We start from the raw sequence: 16,855 nt of genomic DNA, 5'->3' as shown, positions 1-16,855 counted from the left end.
TATTCGATTGATTTTAGGCAAAAAATCCTTGATACTTATCATACTGAACCGATTTCACAAAAAGCAATAGCTAAGCGCTTTTCTGTAGCCTTGAGCTTTGTACAAAAATTACTTAAACAATATCGTGAAACAAAAAACATTACTCCGCGAACTGACCGATGTGGAGTCAAAGGCAAACTGAATGCAGAGCAACTACTCATATTGGCCCAATTGATTGAAGTAAACAATGATGCAACTCTTGAAGAACTTCGTTATTTACTTTATGATAAAATTGGATTTTCCGTTAGTAGAGCAACAATAGCAAGAATGATAAAACTCTTAGATATTACTGTTAAAAAAAACTCTGTTCCCTTCAGGCAAAGGCACCGACCGAGTTCAACTGCTAAGGTGTGAGTTCTGGGAAAAAATTAAAGAGATTAGTTTTAAAGACTTAATATTCATTGACGAATCGGGAGTTAATTTGGCAATGGTTAGGTTATATGCCAGAGCTTTAAAAGGTCAAAGAGCCCAGGGGCCAAAACCAACTAAACGTGGCAAAAATGTCTCAATAATTGGAGCAATGTCAGTCAAGGAAATTTTGACATCGGTTAATCTAATAGGCGGAACTGATGCAATTACATTTGAAGCTTTTATTATCAGAAAACTTGTGCCAAAACTATGGAAAGGTGCTTGTGTAGTCATGGATAATTGTCCCATTCACTTGGGAGAAGAAGTGAAAAAAGCGATCAAAAAAACCGGGGCAAAATTAATATACTTATCTCCTTATTCACCAGATTTTTCACTCCTTGAGAATCTCTGGTCAAAGCTTAAAATTATTCTCCGTTCTATCAAGACTACTAATTATCAAGAATTAGCCAAAGCCATAGAGTGGGCGTTCAGTCAAGTTACATCATCAAATATTTTTAACTGGTTTACACACTGCTGTTATTGTACCTCATCTTTCTGAGAAAGGCTATAGGTTAAACTCCACTCATGTTTTTTGAGGAAAAAGTTTTATTATAATGTAAGCGTGCTCAGCAAACTTTTTTTTAGGGAGCAATCTAATGATTAGAACAAGAATAACTCAAAGATATCAACGGCACGTGTTGACTTGTAGTTGGGTGGTTTCTTTAGGTTTTTTACTATTCTCACCTGCTGCTACAGGACAGCAAATTACTCCGGCTCCCGATGGCACAGGAACTGCTGTTAATGGCTCAGGCAATCAATTTAACATCAACGGGGGACAGCTCTCAAAAGACGGCACTAATCTCTTTCATAGCTTTCAGCAGTTTGGACTCAAAGACGGTCAAATTGTTAACTTTATTTCTGATCCGAATATCCGCAATATTTTAGGGCGAGTTGTGGGTGGCGATGCTTCTTATATTAACGGTTTAATTCAAGTAATAGGCGGTAATTCTAACTTATTTTTGATGAATCCGGCGGGGATTGTTTTTGGTTGCAACGCTCAACTGAACGTGCCTGGTTCATTCTTGGCAACGACAGCAACCGGAATCGGATTTGGCAACAATTGGTTTCAGGCAGTTGGCGTTAATGAATACGCTATGCTGATAGGAACGCCAAGCACTTTAAATTTTGGTACAGCTCAGCCAGGGGCGATCGCAAATTTCGCTCAACTGAGCGTACCTAACGGGCAAACGCTAGCTTTAATAGGCGGAACAGTTTTCAGCCCCGGTACTTTGTCAGCACCGTCCGGGCAAATTGCGATCGCATCGGTGCCCGGAGAAAACTTAGTCCGCATTTCTCAAGCAGGCCATCTGCTGAGTTTAGAAATTTCCCCCTCTTCTAATCTAAATTCTGCTTCTGTGCCGTTGAGTCCCCTCACCCTGTCCCAACTGCTGACAGGAGGTAGCACCAACGCTACAGGCGTTACAGTTAACAGCGACGGAAGCATACAGCTAACGAATTCAGACTTGCGAGTAGAATCTGGCGATGTGGCCATCGGCGACACTCCGGCCACAGGTGCGAACCAAAATTTAGCAGTGTCTGCTCAAACGGCTACAGTGTCAGCCGCGCGTAACCTGACCCTAGCAAACAGGCAACTACAAACAACCGGTGACTTGAAATTGCAAGCGGGGGAAGCTGTCCGCATTCGCGACAGCGCGGCTAACTCTTTTGTTACTGATGTGGGTGGAAACCTAACCGTGCAGGGCGATCGCCAAATAGACATCCAGGCGCGCAATCACTCCCAAAGCTTACTGAGCGCTGGCGGCCGCATCACACTTACCAGTAACGGTACTGTATCCGGTGATGCCCTCTTCAGAGCTGGCAGCGATTTCTCAATTGCCACACTTCAAGGTAGCCCCGGCAACTTGGCAAGTTCAGGCGGTTCTACGATCGTCTCAGGCGGAAACGTCACTTTTGGTAATTACACAGGCGCTTCTCTGGGAGTGCAAGCCGAAGGCACGATCGCATCCGGTGATATCGCTATCAGTTCCGCATCTAGCGATCGACCGCAGTTAGTTTTTACGGCTGGCAACGTACCCACTCCCCTCACGGAAAACAGCACTCTAGCACCCGCGAGTTCTTCACCTGCCAGCATTAAAGTTGGCAATATCGCGATCGCAGGTTCAGTTTTTTTAGGCGCTGCAAACAGCATTCAAGCAGCATCGATTACTTCAAATGGCGGAGATCTGGCGCTGGTTGCGTCCGGGGACATCGCAGCGGAAAACCTGAATACTTCAACTTTAACGGGCAATGCCGGCAATATTACCCTCTACAGCACGGGTGGAAACATCAATACAAGAGCCAGCACCTTGAACGCTTCCTCGATAGCCGGTAACGGTGGGTCAATTTTCCTATATGGGACAAACGCGATCGCCACCGGTGGAATTACAACCTCTAGCTTCCTGGGAAACGGAGGCAACGTCACCCTTTATGGAGAAGGCAACATCAGTGCCGGCAACATCCACACCAGCGGAATCAAGGCAGGCGAGATCAGCTTGCTTAGCAATCGAGGTGCGATCGACACCGGCGCGAGCACTCTGAACGCGCTCGCTAGCAGCGGAGGTGGTAACATCTCTCTCAACGCTTACGGCAATATAGCAACGGGAAATATTGTCTCTAGCGGTGGCAACATTACCCTCATCAGTCCAGCAGGTGCGATCGGCGTCGGCGAGCTCAACTCTGGCAGCGGCAATGCAGGTGGCGATGTCGGGCTTTTGGCATTTGGTAGCATTGCAGCCGGTAACATTGCCTCAAACGGTGGCAGTATCAGCCTCAATAGTCTCAGCGAGAACAACAGCAGCATCAGCGCAAGGAATTTTGATTCGAGTTCTAACAGAGGTGTGGGAGGCGCGATCGAACTCAAAGCTGGTGGGGGTGATACTGGGGGTGACATTGTGACTGGTAATATAACCTCCGGTGGCGGTCGCATTTATGTGTTGAGCGAAGCCGGCGGCTTTAAGGCCGGGAATAGTACCCTAAATTCCAGCTATAGCGGTGGAGTTGGAGGTGAGATCGAAGTAAATGCAGGGCCTGTAACTCTTGGAAATGTCATTTCTGGAGGTGGCTCGATTAACTTATTTATCCCAGGCGACCTCAACGTCAGTGGGGCAATAAATTCTCGTTCCAGCACAGATAAAGGTGGCGCAATCCAGATAGATGGAGTCAATGTTAGCGTCAGAGATATTCTTTCCGGCGATAGCGAAATTGATTTTCTCAACGATGCACAAGGGGGAATTACGCTTAATATTGGTTCTTTAAATTCTACATCTCCCTTGGGGAGAGGTGGCGATATCAAGGTTAGGGCGGGTCGTTTAACTACTCTAGGCAACATAACTTCTGGGGGTAGCGCGATTCTCCTTCAAGGGGAATTAAGTTTTAGTGCCACCGGAGACAGAATAGATTCGAGCACGAGCGCAGGAGTTGGGGGTAATATTGTACTCCGCTCTTACACAGATATCACTGTAGCGGGTTCTATCCTCTCTGGAGGTGGCAACATCAGTTTGCTTAGCTCTGGTGGCAGTATTAATGCCAAAAACAGCTTCCTCACCTCTGTCGCTCCGATGGGTATACCAGATGGAAACATCACTTTGCAAGCTGGGAACGCGATCGCTCCGGGTACTATCCTCAGCTATGAGGGTACGATTCGCCTCGCTACTAGCAGTAATGACCCCAACAGCATTGATACCAGTGGCAGCCGATTAATATCTCTGGCCGATCCTACCCTTGTTTTGGGCAGTCCGCTGCCACCCCTTGGGCGAGTTTTGCTCGGCTTTGGGAGTGGTGGGTCTGCTCCCCTAGTACCGCCAGAACCACCAGCACTCGCAGCACTCGCACCACCTGCGATTCAATTCCCTGCGATCGCACCTCTAGGCTTAGGTGTATCACAACCAGAGAATCCTTCTGGTTCCTCTGGGTTAACTCCCACGCTGCCGCCAGAAATAGGCGTGCTAGAACCATCAGAATTTCCTTCCCCTGGGTTAACTCCCACGCTGCCTGCAGAAAGGGGCGTGCCAGAACCACTACGTCTCCCAACCACCACATCACTCGTACCAACGCTTGCAAACTCAGATGCAATACCAACTGCAGCAGCCACTGTACCTGTCTCAGTGCAAGTCTCTAATACACAGCGAGGAAATCCTAATACCCTTGCTGCTCAACAATTGAGCCAGCTTAATGGGGATCGAAATCGCGAACCGCAAAACTTAGCAAGCCTGACACCGAGTGCCGCTCAATGCTTAACTGAGGAACAATTACTAGGGCAGCAACCAGGATTGCCTCTCCAGACTGCGCCAAAAGACTACAGTAAAGCGATCGCCTGCTACCAGCAGAATTTAGAGCTGGCGAGACTCTCCCGCGATCGCGCTAGGGAAGGCTACGCGCTCAACAATCTAGGCGCGACTTACTACGCGATCGGAGATTATGAAAAAGCAATTTCTTACCACCAGCAGCGCTTAGCACAAGCTGAATCCAGAGCCGATTTATTGGGAAAGGGACAGGCTTTTATTGGTTTGGGAGCTGCTTACGGCGCGATTGGCAATTATAAAAAAGCCATCGAATACTACGAGCAAAGTTTGGAGGTAGCGCATTCCCTAAAATCGGCTGATTTAGAGGCGAGTGTTCTGAGAAATTTGGGATTAGTTTACTATGCCCAAAAAGAGTATACAAGGGCAGTAGAATATCAAGAGCAAAGTTTAGCGATCGCCAAGCAGCAGCGCGATCGCCGAGGCGAAGCTCTTGCTTTGAGTAATTTAGGATTAGTACACTATTCCCTAACCGATTATGTCAAAGCAATTGATGAGCAGAAACAAAGTTTAGCTATCGCCTCAGCGCTGGGCGATCGCTTCGTTCAAGGTCGTGTTCTAGAGAATTTAGGAATTGCTTACTATGCTGTCAAAAATTATCGTCAAGCGATTGAATCTCACCAACAAAGTTTAGCCATTGCCAGAGAAATGAGAGATCGCCACGCTGAAGGCCGGGTACTCACAAATTTAGGTGATGCTTTATATAAAGCAAAACAACCAGCCGAAGCTATCAAAGCTTTAACTTCAGCCATTGAAATCTGGGAGTCTCTGCGGTCAAATTTAGGAAATAACGACCTCAATTTAGTTTCAATTTTTGAGACTCAAGAAACAACTTATAGTACGTTGCAAGAAGTGCTTGCCAACCAAAATCAGCATACTAAAGCGCTAGAAATAACAGAGCGAGGACGGGCGCAAGCTTTTGTTAGATTATTGATAAACCGTTTTTCTTCCCACTCAGCACAGGCTACCCTAAAGTCATCGGAAAGTCAAATAAAACCGCTCAGCATCCAGGAAATTCAGCAAATCGCTCAACAACAAAATTCCACTTTAGTTTCTTACTCGATTATCAAAGAAGTTGTAGAAGCTGATGGTCAAAGAAAGCTGCAAGATTCAGAACTTTATCTCTGGGTAATACAGCCGACCGGAAAAATTGAATTTCGTCGCATCAGTTTGAAAGGTTTGGCTGAGGAAAAAACTTCATTAAAAGCCTTAATTACTGAAGGTCGTTGCTTCATTCCCAGTTGCCTGCGAAACAAGCAGCGATCCCAACCAGCTATAAATCCCACCCCAACCCGACCTATTGTCGAGCAACGATTTTTAAACCCGTCATTGCAAGAGCTTTATCAACTACTGATCGAACCAATTGCTGACCTTCTACCTCAAGATCCAGCGTCGCGAATTACCTTTATTCCTCATGAATCTTTGTTCTTAGTTCCCTTTGCCGCGTTGCAAGATACTTCGGGAAACTACTTGATAGAAAAACATACTATTTTAACAGCACCTTCAATTCAAGTGCTGTCTTTAACAAAGAAACAGCAACAGCTTGCTTCAGGAAAAGGTGCGCTAGTCGTTGGGAATCCTACCATGCCAAGTGTTGCCTTTACGACGAACCAACCTCCTCAACAACTGTCATCACTCCCACACTCTGAAGCCGAAGCGATCGCGATCGCTCAGCTTTTGAATGCTGAACCGCTCACAGGCGACAAAGCGACAAAAGTAGCAGTTTTACAGCAAATAGAGCGATCGCGCATCGTGCATTTAGCAACTCACGGCATCCTGGATGACGTGGAGGGATTGGGGGTACCTGGAGTCATCGCATTTGCCCCAAGCAAGGGTGACAGTGGTTTACTCACTGCTAGCGAAATTTTCAATTTGAGGTTGAATGCCGAACTCGTCGTTTTGAGTGCTTGCAATACGGGTCGCGGTCGTATTACAGGTGATGGCGTCATTGGTTTATCGCGCTCGTTTATTGCAGCAGGCGTTCCGAGTGTTGTAGTTTCTATGTGGTCAGTATCTGACGAATCAACAGCCGAGTTGATGGCGGAATTTTATCGGCAGATGCAGCTAACCCCTGATATTGCCCAAGCGCTGCGGACGGCCATGCTGGTGACATTGGTCAAACATCCTAATCCTGTAGATTGGGCCGCTTTTACCCTCATTGGCGAAGCAGAGAAACGTTAACCCGGAAAAGCTAAGCTGATTTCCTATGGTCCAGAGGTAGTTCTTGCTATGAATGTCTGAAACTTTGGCACAGCAGGAAGTTCAGACTCGTGCAAGACGAAAATTATCACGGTGTGAGAGTCAAAGGGGGAAGGTGAGTTGTAATTGTTCCACCGCTGCATTGGTTTCAATTTTGTGACTTCGATCACTGGTAACACGGACTTGGTTCACCGAATATTTTCAGTATTATCACGGAAAAAAACCAGCACCATCACTTGCTCTTAGGAGAAACCACGAGATGATTAAGGTGTCGAGTTCAAAACAATCCCATGTATCCAGTTAATCTTCTCCCCGGCGCTATCAACGAATTAATTGCCACTGTCACCGATACTCAGCGCGTTACCAAGGCTGACCGCTACGGCATGATGGCCGCTATCCTTGATGAGTCCATCAGTGAAGAAGAACGTGGCTCACTCGATCGTCTGATTCGCTCCCTGGTCAAAGGTAGGATTCAAGTCAGTGATGAACTCTCCATCGTCTCGTAAGCAGATAGCTCGTTGAGAACTCGACACTCTACAACAGCTTTCGATTGGGAAAGTTTAGACCAGTCACTGATATTGCGATCGCCCTCTACAAGGATAGCTTTTTGTATAATGCACTTTTGACATAGACAATTAGCGTTCGCAACTTCATAAACATTATGACGGATACCATCCAGCATCTCATTGAGCCACACATTCAAGATTTGGGTGGATTCCAAGCCCGCCGCTTGCTTCCCTCAGACGTTTTAGCACTGGTAGGCCCGTTCATCTTTTTTGACCATCTGGGCCCTGCGGTGTTTCCACCCGGCCGGGGCGTGGATGTCAGACCGCATCCGCACATCAACTTAGCCACCGTCACCTACCTGTTTGAAGGGGTTTTGCTGCATCGTGATAGTGTCGGCAGCGTTCAAGAAATCCGTCCCGGTGCGGTGAACTGGATGACAGCAGGGCGAGGCATTGTCCACTCCGAACGCACGCCTGACGACGATCGCAGCAAAGAAGCCATCCTGCATGGCATCCAAACCTGGATAGCACTTCCCGATGAATACGAAGAAACCGACCCCTGGTTTCGGCATCATCCGGCTTCTGAGCTACCGGTTTGGGAGGATGCAGGAGTTTCGTTCACCCTAATTGCGGGTGAAGCCTATGGTCGTACTTCGCCAGTTCAAATATTTTCACCCATGATTTACCTGGACGTGCAACTGACTGCTGGAAGAGAATTTACCTTACCGGGCCATTACAGCGAACAGGCGGTTTACAGCGTAACAGAGGGGCTTGTTATCGATGGAGTGCCTTTAGAACAACATCGGTTGGCAGTTCTCACTTCCGGCACTGAAGTAAACATTTCTGCTTCAGGCAAGGCTCGTTGTATTGTGATTGGCGGTGAACCTGTTGGTGAGCGCCATAAATGGTGGAATTTTGTTTCGAGTCGGCACTCGCGCATTGAGCAAGCCAAACTCGATTGGAGAGAGGGACGGTTTGCTCAAGTTCCTCAAGAGACAGAGTTTATTCCGCTGCCAGAAGAGCCACCTTCTCAAGCAGAGCAACCGTTGTGAATAACCGCAGGGATTTAAATTAAAAAACAGTTTTTTGATTCAGAATTCGTCTTTTTTACCTGACGGGGTTGTCACCCCGTCAGATTGGTGGATTGACAGCCGGGACAAATCATAAATTTTTTTACTTGATTAGAGCTTTTGTTTATACCATAAATATGCAACGCTCATTAAGTAGGTGAGAATATTGTAGGAATGATTGATTAATTTGCCCTAGAATTTTAGGATGGTAATTATATGAAGTCTGAGCGAGCGCTCGCAATACCTGAGACTCTGGAGGGTTGACGAATATTTGCATTGGGAATCCGAGTTCCGGGTGAACCCGTCCCTAAAGGATTGGAATGCTTTCGTGACTATCGGCCTATATTCCGCTTCATTTGATCGAGTTCTTCGTCTGCTTCCCAGCGTTGAAACTTTTCTTCTAAAGGGTCTGCGGCCGTAAAACTGCTATAATTTGAACTCTGATTCCAACCCTTTGTATCCCAATTCTGCTCTGTTTTAGTGGTGGTAGTTCGAGTTGCAGCTTCTGCCGCTTTTGCTCGGACTTCTTTTCGCCGTACTTGAATTTGGCGGTACAGTTCTTTTGCTTTTTCAATCCGTTCTTTGCAGCCTTGCATTTGACCCCAGCGCTGATTTCCCTGACGCAGCAAAGTGGCTTGCCGCTCTTGGGCGGCTTGAGCTAAATCGAGCCTTTGAGCAGCTTTAGCTTTGTTGATGCGATCGTTCCAGCGCTGAATTTCTTGAGCGGCGGAGAGAATTTCGGCTTGCAGTTTTTTCTCTTGTTTTTGGATATCGAGAATCAGCCGCAGAGTGTCTTCTTCTTGTTCCTTCAGTTGTTCTTCTATTGCCTGCAATTCCAGATGGGGATTGCTACGCAAAAATTCTTCTAATCTGGTTTCTAGAAAGCGGCTGAAATCATCAAATAAGCCCATTTTTTATAATTCCTCAGTCATTGGTCATTAGTTATTAGTCATTGGTTCTTAGTCACGGGAGATCGATTATTGATCCTGAGTTGTTAGTTATAGCAGAAGAAAGTTCGGCAACGAATGGGGTAACCGATATAACGGATAGAAGCAAGAAGTAATAAGAGCAATGGTTTCAGCAATTAAGAACGTCTTGGCGGTTCCTATATTATAACTGTTTTCACTGCTCGTGATATACAGCCCGATCGCTGCCCATTACTGATTACCGATGACCTAACTGATAACTAATGACTGATGACTAATGACTGATAACTGATTAGAACTTTTGGCCGACAAAAACCGATCGCACATCTCCTCCCTTGCGGATAACGGCTTCTTGATTTTTGATTTCTGCCAGCGTCCAACCGCTAGCGCCGATGCTTTCGCCGACATAAATTCTGCGGGCTACGCCGTCTACTTCAAACAAAGCAGCCGATCGATCGCCCAACTCCAAAATCCCTACCAACGTGTGCGCGGAAGTCGGGGCGCTGCTGACGGCCGGTGCTGATTGCTCGGGCGCGGGCGCAGATTGCTGGGCTGGGGGCGCTGGTGCCGGTTCGGTTTCGCGAGCCAAAATCTTTGGCTGGGGAGACTCCGAGGAAGGGGAAGCGGCGAGGGGAGAGCGAGTACCCGCCGCGGCGATCGCACGACCGGAGGCTGGAGCAGCCGGCGAGGGCGAAACTGCCGCGGTTTGAGGAGCAGCCGGAGCCACAGTCACCTGAGCGGGGGGAGGGATGACTACGACTTGAGGTGCTGGTGCTCCCGGCTGCGCGGCTGCTTGTTCGAGGGCATTAGCAATGCGGTTGACTGCGGTCGAAAGACCTGCGGTTGCCGGCGGCGCGCCGGAAATTGGAATGCTCGGCAGCGTCCCTGGGGTGGGGGCTCCGGGAACTCCTGCAAGTTGGGGGTTAGCTTTGGGTGCTTTTTTTTGTTCGATCGCTTCTAGCGAGCGCTGCACGTATTCCACAAACGGGGTGTCTGGTGCTGTTTTGCCACTTGCTGCTGGTGTCTCTGGTGCGGGGGCAGCGGGCAAGCGCACGAGTCCCGACCTGCTTGCGAGCCACAACCCCATGACTAGCAGCAGCGACCCAAATGCTGCTCCCAGCAGCATTCTGTCGAATGATTGTTTGGACTGCTGTTTTTTGGCTGTTTCTAGGGCGACTTGGCGGGCGATCGCTTCTACGTCTTTTTCGTCCCGCTGCGGCTGGGGGGGTGCCAACGGCGACAAAACTATTTGAGGTACAGAGATCGACTTGAGCGCCACGAATTCAGGCTGCACTGGTTCCGATGGCAGTCCGTCGCTGCCGTCGAATGCTCGATCGACTCCTTCAAACAGTTCGTCCATCAACCGATCGGCGTAGGACTCTACTGCCACTGCTTCGGCTGGCACTGTTTCCACCGTCGCCCTCACGGCGAGCGGCTCTGACGCTGATTCCAAAGACATCTGTTTGGCGATTACTTTTTGAGGCATAGTTTTCTGTTTGCTCCCGCTCCTCGACAACCCTGAGATTCTCAACTTCAGACTTCTACAGGATACTTGTGATGTTGACCAATTCTTGGTTAAGAACAGGTCAATTGTATCTCACCCATCACCATATTTTTAGTCCTCGGCCAACTTACTTTGCCCGATCGACTTTTGTTTTACCTGTTTTGGGTCTTTTCGCGCCTGTTTTCTGCTACCAGTCTTATTTGCTTACCCTGACTTTTACTGCACATTCTACTGCTTTTGTCAACCCCACCCTCCGGGGCTTCGCAGTTTTTGACACACAGCTTTACTTGAGGCTCTCGAAAAAAAGCGGGTTTTTTGCCGCTGTTTCCGCTTGCATTGCTTCTTTGACAAGGATTTCAGACTTTTACTCGTCTTAAGTTTGTTAGTGAGTTTGCTTGACAGTAGTAACAGGTTGCAGATTTTCTCATAACTCATGGCTGCAACAGTGGTAACAACCGCTGTAATTCCCCACAAGCTGCCTGAAGCGATGGCGGCGCATCTTCTGGTAATATCTGAGAATAACATCGATCGGCTAAATTCTCTACATTGGTTTTGCAAGCAGCTTCATTTTTCTCAAATTTTGCATAAGCATCCTCTTCATTCACAGTTTCTCCTTGCAAGTAGTGTATCCAAGTCTCAATATTGCGCTTGGGAACAAAAATCGCGATCGCCTCTTTCGATTGCCTCTTTTCCTGAGCATCTTGAGCGAGGACACTAGCTAACTGATTAAGTCTGGCTTCCAGCGTACCCGTATCTGCATCAATTAACACAACTAATCCAATCGACACCCGGTTTTTATGCTGGCGATAAGCTTTCACTTCCCCCGGATAGTGAGTGCGTACATACTCTTCTCCTGCTTGGCTACCTTTCGGACAAATATTAGCTCTAAATAGACCTGTAAAACCTCGCTTTTTTAGGAAAGAACGCGCAAAAATCTCCTGCTGTCTGTCCTCGCAGAGAATGACAATCTGAACTCTACGCTGGCTCATTCAACCATCCCCGTGCAATCAGTTCAGAAACTTGCAATCCAGAATTGTCAGCTACTTCATTGCTAATTCGTTTGACTCGAACAGCAGCATTGCTTTGACGCTCAAACCAATAGCCAATCGGTGAAGCTAAAAGATAGTTAATTAACTCAGGATGGTGAGAAATTAGTAATGCTTGAAGTTTTCCCTCGCTACAAAGGTCATAAAGCTCAATCAGCCAGGGTTGAATTTCTGGTAATGCTAAAAAGTTTTCCGGTTCATCAATCCACAAGGTATAGTCTTCAGATTTGGTACCGTAAATCAGCGCGTATAAAGCCACTAATGTTTTTTGTCCGTCCGACAATTCTCTGAGACGATATTCAATTGGCTTTCTGTTATCTTTTTCTCCTGAAAACCGCAGTTTTAATACCAAATTATCTTCGCTTACTCGCTCAAACTTAAAATTATTGAATCCATCCAAAACATCTCTTAAAATATTTCCAATCTCAGCAATTTTACCTTGGTCTTCAGATAAGTAGCGATACCAAGAAACAAAATTTTCCATCTTAGGAGTCAAACGCCTTTGTTCTTGGCTACTTTCATCAACCATCAAGCTGGGTACAACTTGCACGATGATAAATCGCGCCATCCGTTCTCTAAACCAAGTTAACTTCGTGTTGTCGTTTCTTGGCATTAATGAAGGCAGAATAGATTGCGACCAGTCAAACTGGTATTTCGGGCCCGGTGAATAATCATCTCGATAGAGTTGAACTTCGCCGAATTCAAATTGTAGTAAAGGCTGGTTATCAAAGAGCAGACTCTCGTACCTAACACGACATTTATCTCCATACTCATCGATTTGTAATTGATATTTGTAGCAGCCGCCATTACCGAGAATTTCTAGCTCGAAACGCTGAATTTGTAAAGTTTGCCAGCGGGTGAAGTCCGCAGGTTTGAAAATTCCTTCAACCTTACTGTCGCCGCTGACCAAGGCTTGGATTTTCTGCAACACCTCAAAAACTGTTGATTTACCCGAGCCGTTAGAACCAAGAAATAGATTAATTGCATCAAGCTCTAGTTCAAAATTTACCAAACAGCGAAAATTGTCAATATATATTCGTTTCAGCATGGGATTTTTTCACTCCTAATTCCTCTAGCTCCTGTCATTATTAACAGGAGCTAAACACAAGACTCAGCCACCCTAAATTAACCCACCCGTTCGGCCAATTCCAACCAGCGCTCAGTCGCCCGATCGATCTCCTGCGTCAACTGAGCCAAACGATCCGATAATTTCTTCATCTCTGCAAACCCGCTCGGAGCATTGTTAGACAAAATCTTTTCAATGTCTTCTTTTTCAGCTTCCATCTTCGGAATTTGACTTTCTAATTGTTCGTATTCCCGCTTCTCATTGAAGGAAACTTTGGTAGTTTTTTGAGTGGAATTTGTGGATTTAGGATTGTTAGATTCAACAGTGCGTGTAAGTTTTTCTTTTTCTTTTTGTCCTTTGATTTCCTTGTCTTCTTCGGCTTTCTTGTAGTCTAAATACACCGAATAATTGCCGGGATACAAGCGCAAATTGCCGCCCGGTTCCAAGGCGAAAACCATGTCGATCGTGCGATCGAGAAAATAGCGATCGTGGGACACCACAATCACGCAGCCGTTAAAATCTTCGAGATAATCCTCCAAAACCGCCAAAGTCTGCACGTCCAGGTCGTTTGTCGGTTCGTCCAAAATCAGCACGTTCGGCGCACTCATCAGCACTTTCAACAGAAATAACCGGCGCTTTTCCCCGCCCGAAAGTTTGTTAATCGGTGCATACTGTTGGTTCGGTGGAAACAGAAACTTTTCCAACATTTGAGAAGCGGTAATGATTTCGCCATCCGCCGTTTGCACCAACTCGGCCACACTTTTCAAGTATTCAATAACTCGCTGGTCTTCGTTCGGTGTCAAATCCTCTGAATGCTGGTCAAAATAACCGATATGAATGGTTGTGCCAATTTCGACAGTACCCGAATCCGGCTGAATGCGTCCGGTGATGATATCCATCAGTGTCGATTTTCCCGCACCGTTGCAGCCAATAATTCCTATCCGGTCTTCGGGAGTGAAATTGTAGGTAAAATCTTTAATTAAAGTGCGATCGCCATAGGCCTTAGAGATATTCAGTAACTCAATCACCTTCTTACCAATCCGGCGGCCTGCTGTGGCAATTTCGACTTTGCCGTTGGCTGTTTTGAACTCCTGGGCTCGCATATCTTTAATGCGATCGATCCGAGCTTTTTGCTTGGTACTGCGCGCCTTCGGCCCGCGTTTGAGCCATTCCAATTCGCGCCGCAATACACCCGCGTGTTTGCGAACTGTGCTGGCGGCGGATTCTTCAGCTAGGGCTTTTTTCTCCAAGTAATAAGCGTAATTGCCAGCATAATTGTAAAGGTCGCCGCGATCGATCTCCAGGATGCGATTGGTAACGCGATCGAGAAAATAGCGATCGTGGGTAATCAGCAGCAAAGCACCGCGATAGCCGTTCAAATAGTTCTGCAACCACTCCACAGACAGCGCATCCAAATGGTTTGTCGGTTCATCCATCAGCAACACATCGGGCTCCGACAACAAAGCGGTTGCTAAGGCAATTCGCTTGCGGTAGCCGCCCGACAAGTCGGCAATTTTCGCATCAAAATCCTCAATCCCCAACTTGGTCAAAATCAATTTCGCCTTGGTTTCTAAGTCCCACGCATCCACCTCATCAATGCGTTCAGACACCGCAGACAGACGCGCCATCAACTTGTCTGTATCGCCTTTGCCGTGGGACAATTGATCGGAAATTTCCTCGTATTCTCGCACTAAAGCCATTTGTTCGCCACTGTCGGCAAATACTTGCTCTAAGACAGTGTGATTTTCGTCTAAATCCGGCTGTTGGGGGAGATAGACAATTGTAGACCCTGGATTGACCCAGCGATCGCCAGAGTCGATCGACTCCATACCCGCAATCATTTTCAGCAGGGTTGATTTGCCGGAACCGTTTGTGCCGATGAGTCCGACTTTATCGCCTTCATCGAGGCTGAAACTGGCATCTGTCAAGAGTTCCTTGATGCCGAAGTCTTTTTTGATCGATCGCAGAGTAAAAATAGTCATCTGTATAGAAAGTCATTTACCTAGCTTAGTTTAACGCTGGTCTTCGCACTCCGCTGCAAATCGCTGGAAAAAGCTGCTGGGATTGATAAATTATGTAAACTTCATCGATAGTTTGTTAAGTTTTTAAGTTAACAATAGTCCGGACTGTTTTTATATAGCCCAATGGCTTATTCTCGCTTGACTTTGAGCCACTGTGGATCATTAAATCAATGTCAGCTCCACCCCTGACGCGGCATTTAATTCGACTTTTTTATGATCCTTGCCCTGTAAAGCTTGTAGCATCGTTCCAAAAACTGTCCGGAATATTGAGTTAAGGTATGACTTATAAATCCAAGTTAATGATTTCTTTTTTGATCAGAGTGCTCGCTCGACCTGTATTGTTTGCTCGAAATTACAAATTCCACTACCAACTCCACTTCTTAGTAAAAAGGAGTCAAGTAAATGACAGCCGGATTGCCCCAACAACGCATCTGTGGCACCATGAGTGTCCACTATCGACTTTTAACCACTGATCTAACCTATGCTAGAAACCGACGGGAAATTGAGAATCGCTCGCTGCAATACGCACGACGCGGAATAGATGCAGCTAGAACTGGCATCACAGTCATTCCTGTGGTTGTTCACGTTGTTCATAACCCCAGCATTCCTGAACAAAACATTTCAGAAGCACAAATTCGCAGTCAGATTGATGTTTTAAATCGCGACTTTCGCAAGCAAAACTCAGATATTGTCTCACTCCCGGCTGCTTTTCAGTCATTGGCAGCAGATACCCGAATTGAGTTTGTCCTAGCAACCACCGATCCCAATGGCAACCCCACTAATGGCATTACTCGAACTACCACTACTGCCACAGGATTTATTGATGACGATCGCGTCAAATCCGTGGCGACAGGTGGTGCGAATCCGTGGGCGAGCGATCGCTACTTAAACATTTGGGTGTGTTCCCTGAATGGCGGATTGCTGGGCTATGCTCAGTTCCCTGGTGGTTCTAGTGCCACTGATGGTGTAGTAATCACCCATACTGGCTTTGGTACTACTGGCACGGCAGCTGCGCCCTTTAACTTAGGCAGAACTACAACCCATGAAATTGGACACTGGCTGAATTTGCGCCACATTTGGGGAGACGATGGCGATGGGTGTAACGGTAGTGATTTTGTCAATGATACACCCAATCAAGCAGGACCAAACACTGGTCTCCCCAGTTTTCCCCATGTAACCTGTAGTAACGGTCCCAACGGTGATTTGTTCATGAACTATATGGACTACACCGATGATGCGGGTATGTTCATGTTTACCACAGGGCAGGTTGTGCGAATGCAAGCCGTGTTAGATAACGAACGAGCTAGTCTTGGTACTACACGCAGCGACGATAATTTCTACCAACTCCACAGCGGTGGTGCGATTTGGAAGTATACAGGAACTCCATGTTCGGGAGATAGCTGTCCAGGTTGGCAGAAGCTAGACAACAACCCAGCCACCGTTGCAATTGCAGCAAGTGGCAATAATTTCTATCAACTCCACAGCGGTGGTGCGATTTGGAAGTATACAGGAACTCCATGTTCGGGAGATAACTGTCCAGGTTGGCAGAAGCTAGACAACAACCCAGCCACCGTTGCAATTGCCGCCAGCGATGGTAATCTCTACCAACTCCACAGCGGTGGTGCGATTTGGAAGTACACAGGAACTCCATGTTCGGGAGATAACTGTCCAGGTTGGCAGAAGCTAGACAACAATCCAGCCACCGTTGCAATTGCCGCCAGCGATGGTAATCTCTACCAACTCCACAGCGGTGGTGCGATTTGGAAGTACAC

Annotated in this window: 10 protein-coding genes; 5 read left to right on the top strand and 5 right to left on the bottom strand. The window is 47.0% G+C overall.

The window, feature by feature from the left end; translation table 11 throughout:
• From QUA04_RS23595 to QUA04_RS23580, 4 genes are all read left to right on the top strand, one after another.
• A protein-coding gene (locus tag QUA04_RS23595) for an IS630 family transposase (RefSeq protein WP_333261495.1) occupies window positions 1-946 on the top strand; the annotation gives its coding sequence in 2 pieces (ribosomal slippage) (window positions 1-335 and window positions 334-946; 948 coding nt annotated over the 2 pieces). This gene is flagged as partial in the annotation.
• A gap of 97 nt (window positions 947-1,043) precedes the next feature.
• The gene (locus QUA04_RS23590) at window positions 1,044-6,926 is read left to right on the top strand and encodes a CHAT domain-containing protein (RefSeq protein ID WP_333261492.1); all 5,883 of its coding nucleotides are present in this window, start codon (window positions 1,044-1,046) and stop codon (window positions 6,924-6,926) included.
• 308 nt (window positions 6,927-7,234) lie between these two features.
• Window positions 7,235-7,450 (top strand): hypothetical protein, encoded by a 216-nt coding sequence (locus QUA04_RS23585; protein WP_333261489.1) that lies wholly within the window; start codon window positions 7,235-7,237, stop codon window positions 7,448-7,450.
• Between the two features lie 155 nt (window positions 7,451-7,605).
• Complete coding sequence (locus QUA04_RS23580) at window positions 7,606-8,502, top strand: pirin family protein (RefSeq protein WP_333261487.1); 897 nt, start codon at window positions 7,606-7,608, stop codon at window positions 8,500-8,502.
• A gap of 350 nt (window positions 8,503-8,852) precedes the next feature.
• Here the strand turns inward: QUA04_RS23580 and QUA04_RS23575 are convergent, their stop codons facing one another.
• The 5 genes from QUA04_RS23575 to QUA04_RS23555 all read right to left on the bottom strand — a co-directional run bounded on the left by QUA04_RS23575 (window position 8,853) and on the right by QUA04_RS23555 (window position 15,044).
• Entirely contained in the window at window positions 8,853-9,431 is a 579-nt protein-coding gene (locus tag QUA04_RS23575; protein WP_333261484.1) for a TIGR04376 family protein, read from the bottom strand.
• A gap of 307 nt (window positions 9,432-9,738) precedes the next feature.
• The gene (locus QUA04_RS23570) at window positions 9,739-10,932 is read right to left on the bottom strand and encodes a hypothetical protein (protein WP_333261481.1); all 1,194 of its coding nucleotides are present in this window, start codon (window positions 10,930-10,932) and stop codon (window positions 9,739-9,741) included.
• A gap of 449 nt (window positions 10,933-11,381) precedes the next feature.
• A complete protein-coding gene (locus QUA04_RS23565; RefSeq protein WP_333261479.1) occupies window positions 11,382-11,939 on the bottom strand; it encodes a hypothetical protein in 558 nt (185 codons plus the stop codon).
• Window positions 11,926-13,044: an AAA family ATPase gene (locus tag QUA04_RS23560; protein WP_333261476.1), complete on the bottom strand. Its 1,119-nt coding sequence runs from the start codon at window positions 13,042-13,044 to the stop codon at window positions 11,926-11,928. Before QUA04_RS23560 ends, QUA04_RS23565 begins: the two co-directional genes overlap by 14 nt.
• A gap of 77 nt (window positions 13,045-13,121) precedes the next feature.
• Window positions 13,122-15,044, bottom strand: a complete 1,923-nt coding sequence (locus tag QUA04_RS23555; RefSeq protein WP_333261473.1) for an ABC-F family ATP-binding cassette domain-containing protein — start codon at window positions 15,042-15,044, stop codon at window positions 13,122-13,124.
• Between the two features lie 441 nt (window positions 15,045-15,485).
• On the opposite strand from QUA04_RS23555, the gene QUA04_RS23550 reads away from it, so the two are divergent.
• Window positions 15,486-16,855 (top strand): zinc metalloprotease (locus tag QUA04_RS23550; protein WP_333261470.1); only part of this gene is annotated, 1,370 nt, incomplete at its 3' end.

The organism is Microcoleus sp. S13_C5 (genome assembly GCF_036700845.1).
Taxonomy (GTDB): domain Bacteria; phylum Cyanobacteriota; class Cyanobacteriia; order Cyanobacteriales; family Microcoleaceae; genus Microcoleus.
The sequence above is the reverse complement of the archived record's forward strand: the minus strand, read 5'-3'. Positions and strand labels throughout refer to the sequence as shown.

Bases quoted from the DNA above. Each gene is read 5' to 3' on its own strand.
- QUA04_RS23565 (WP_333261479.1), bottom strand. From the start codon at position 11,939: ATGAGCCAGCGTAGAGTTCAGATTGTCATTCTCTGCGAGGACAGACAG.
- QUA04_RS23590 (WP_333261492.1), top strand. From the start codon at position 1,044: ATGATTAGAACAAGAATAACTCAAAGATATCAACGGCACGTGTTGACT.
- QUA04_RS23570 (WP_333261481.1), bottom strand. From the start codon at position 10,932: ATGCCTCAAAAAGTAATCGCCAAACAGATGTCTTTGGAATCAGCGTCA.
- QUA04_RS23560 (WP_333261476.1), bottom strand. From the start codon at position 13,044: ATGCTGAAACGAATATATATTGACAATTTTCGCTGTTTGGTAAATTTT.
- QUA04_RS23575 (WP_333261484.1), bottom strand. From the start codon at position 9,431: ATGGGCTTATTTGATGATTTCAGCCGCTTTCTAGAAACCAGATTAGAA.
- QUA04_RS23555 (WP_333261473.1), bottom strand. From the start codon at position 15,044: ATGACTATTTTTACTCTGCGATCGATCAAAAAAGACTTCGGCATCAAG.
- QUA04_RS23580 (WP_333261487.1), top strand. From the start codon at position 7,606: ATGACGGATACCATCCAGCATCTCATTGAGCCACACATTCAAGATTTG.
- QUA04_RS23585 (WP_333261489.1), top strand. From the start codon at position 7,235: ATGTATCCAGTTAATCTTCTCCCCGGCGCTATCAACGAATTAATTGCC.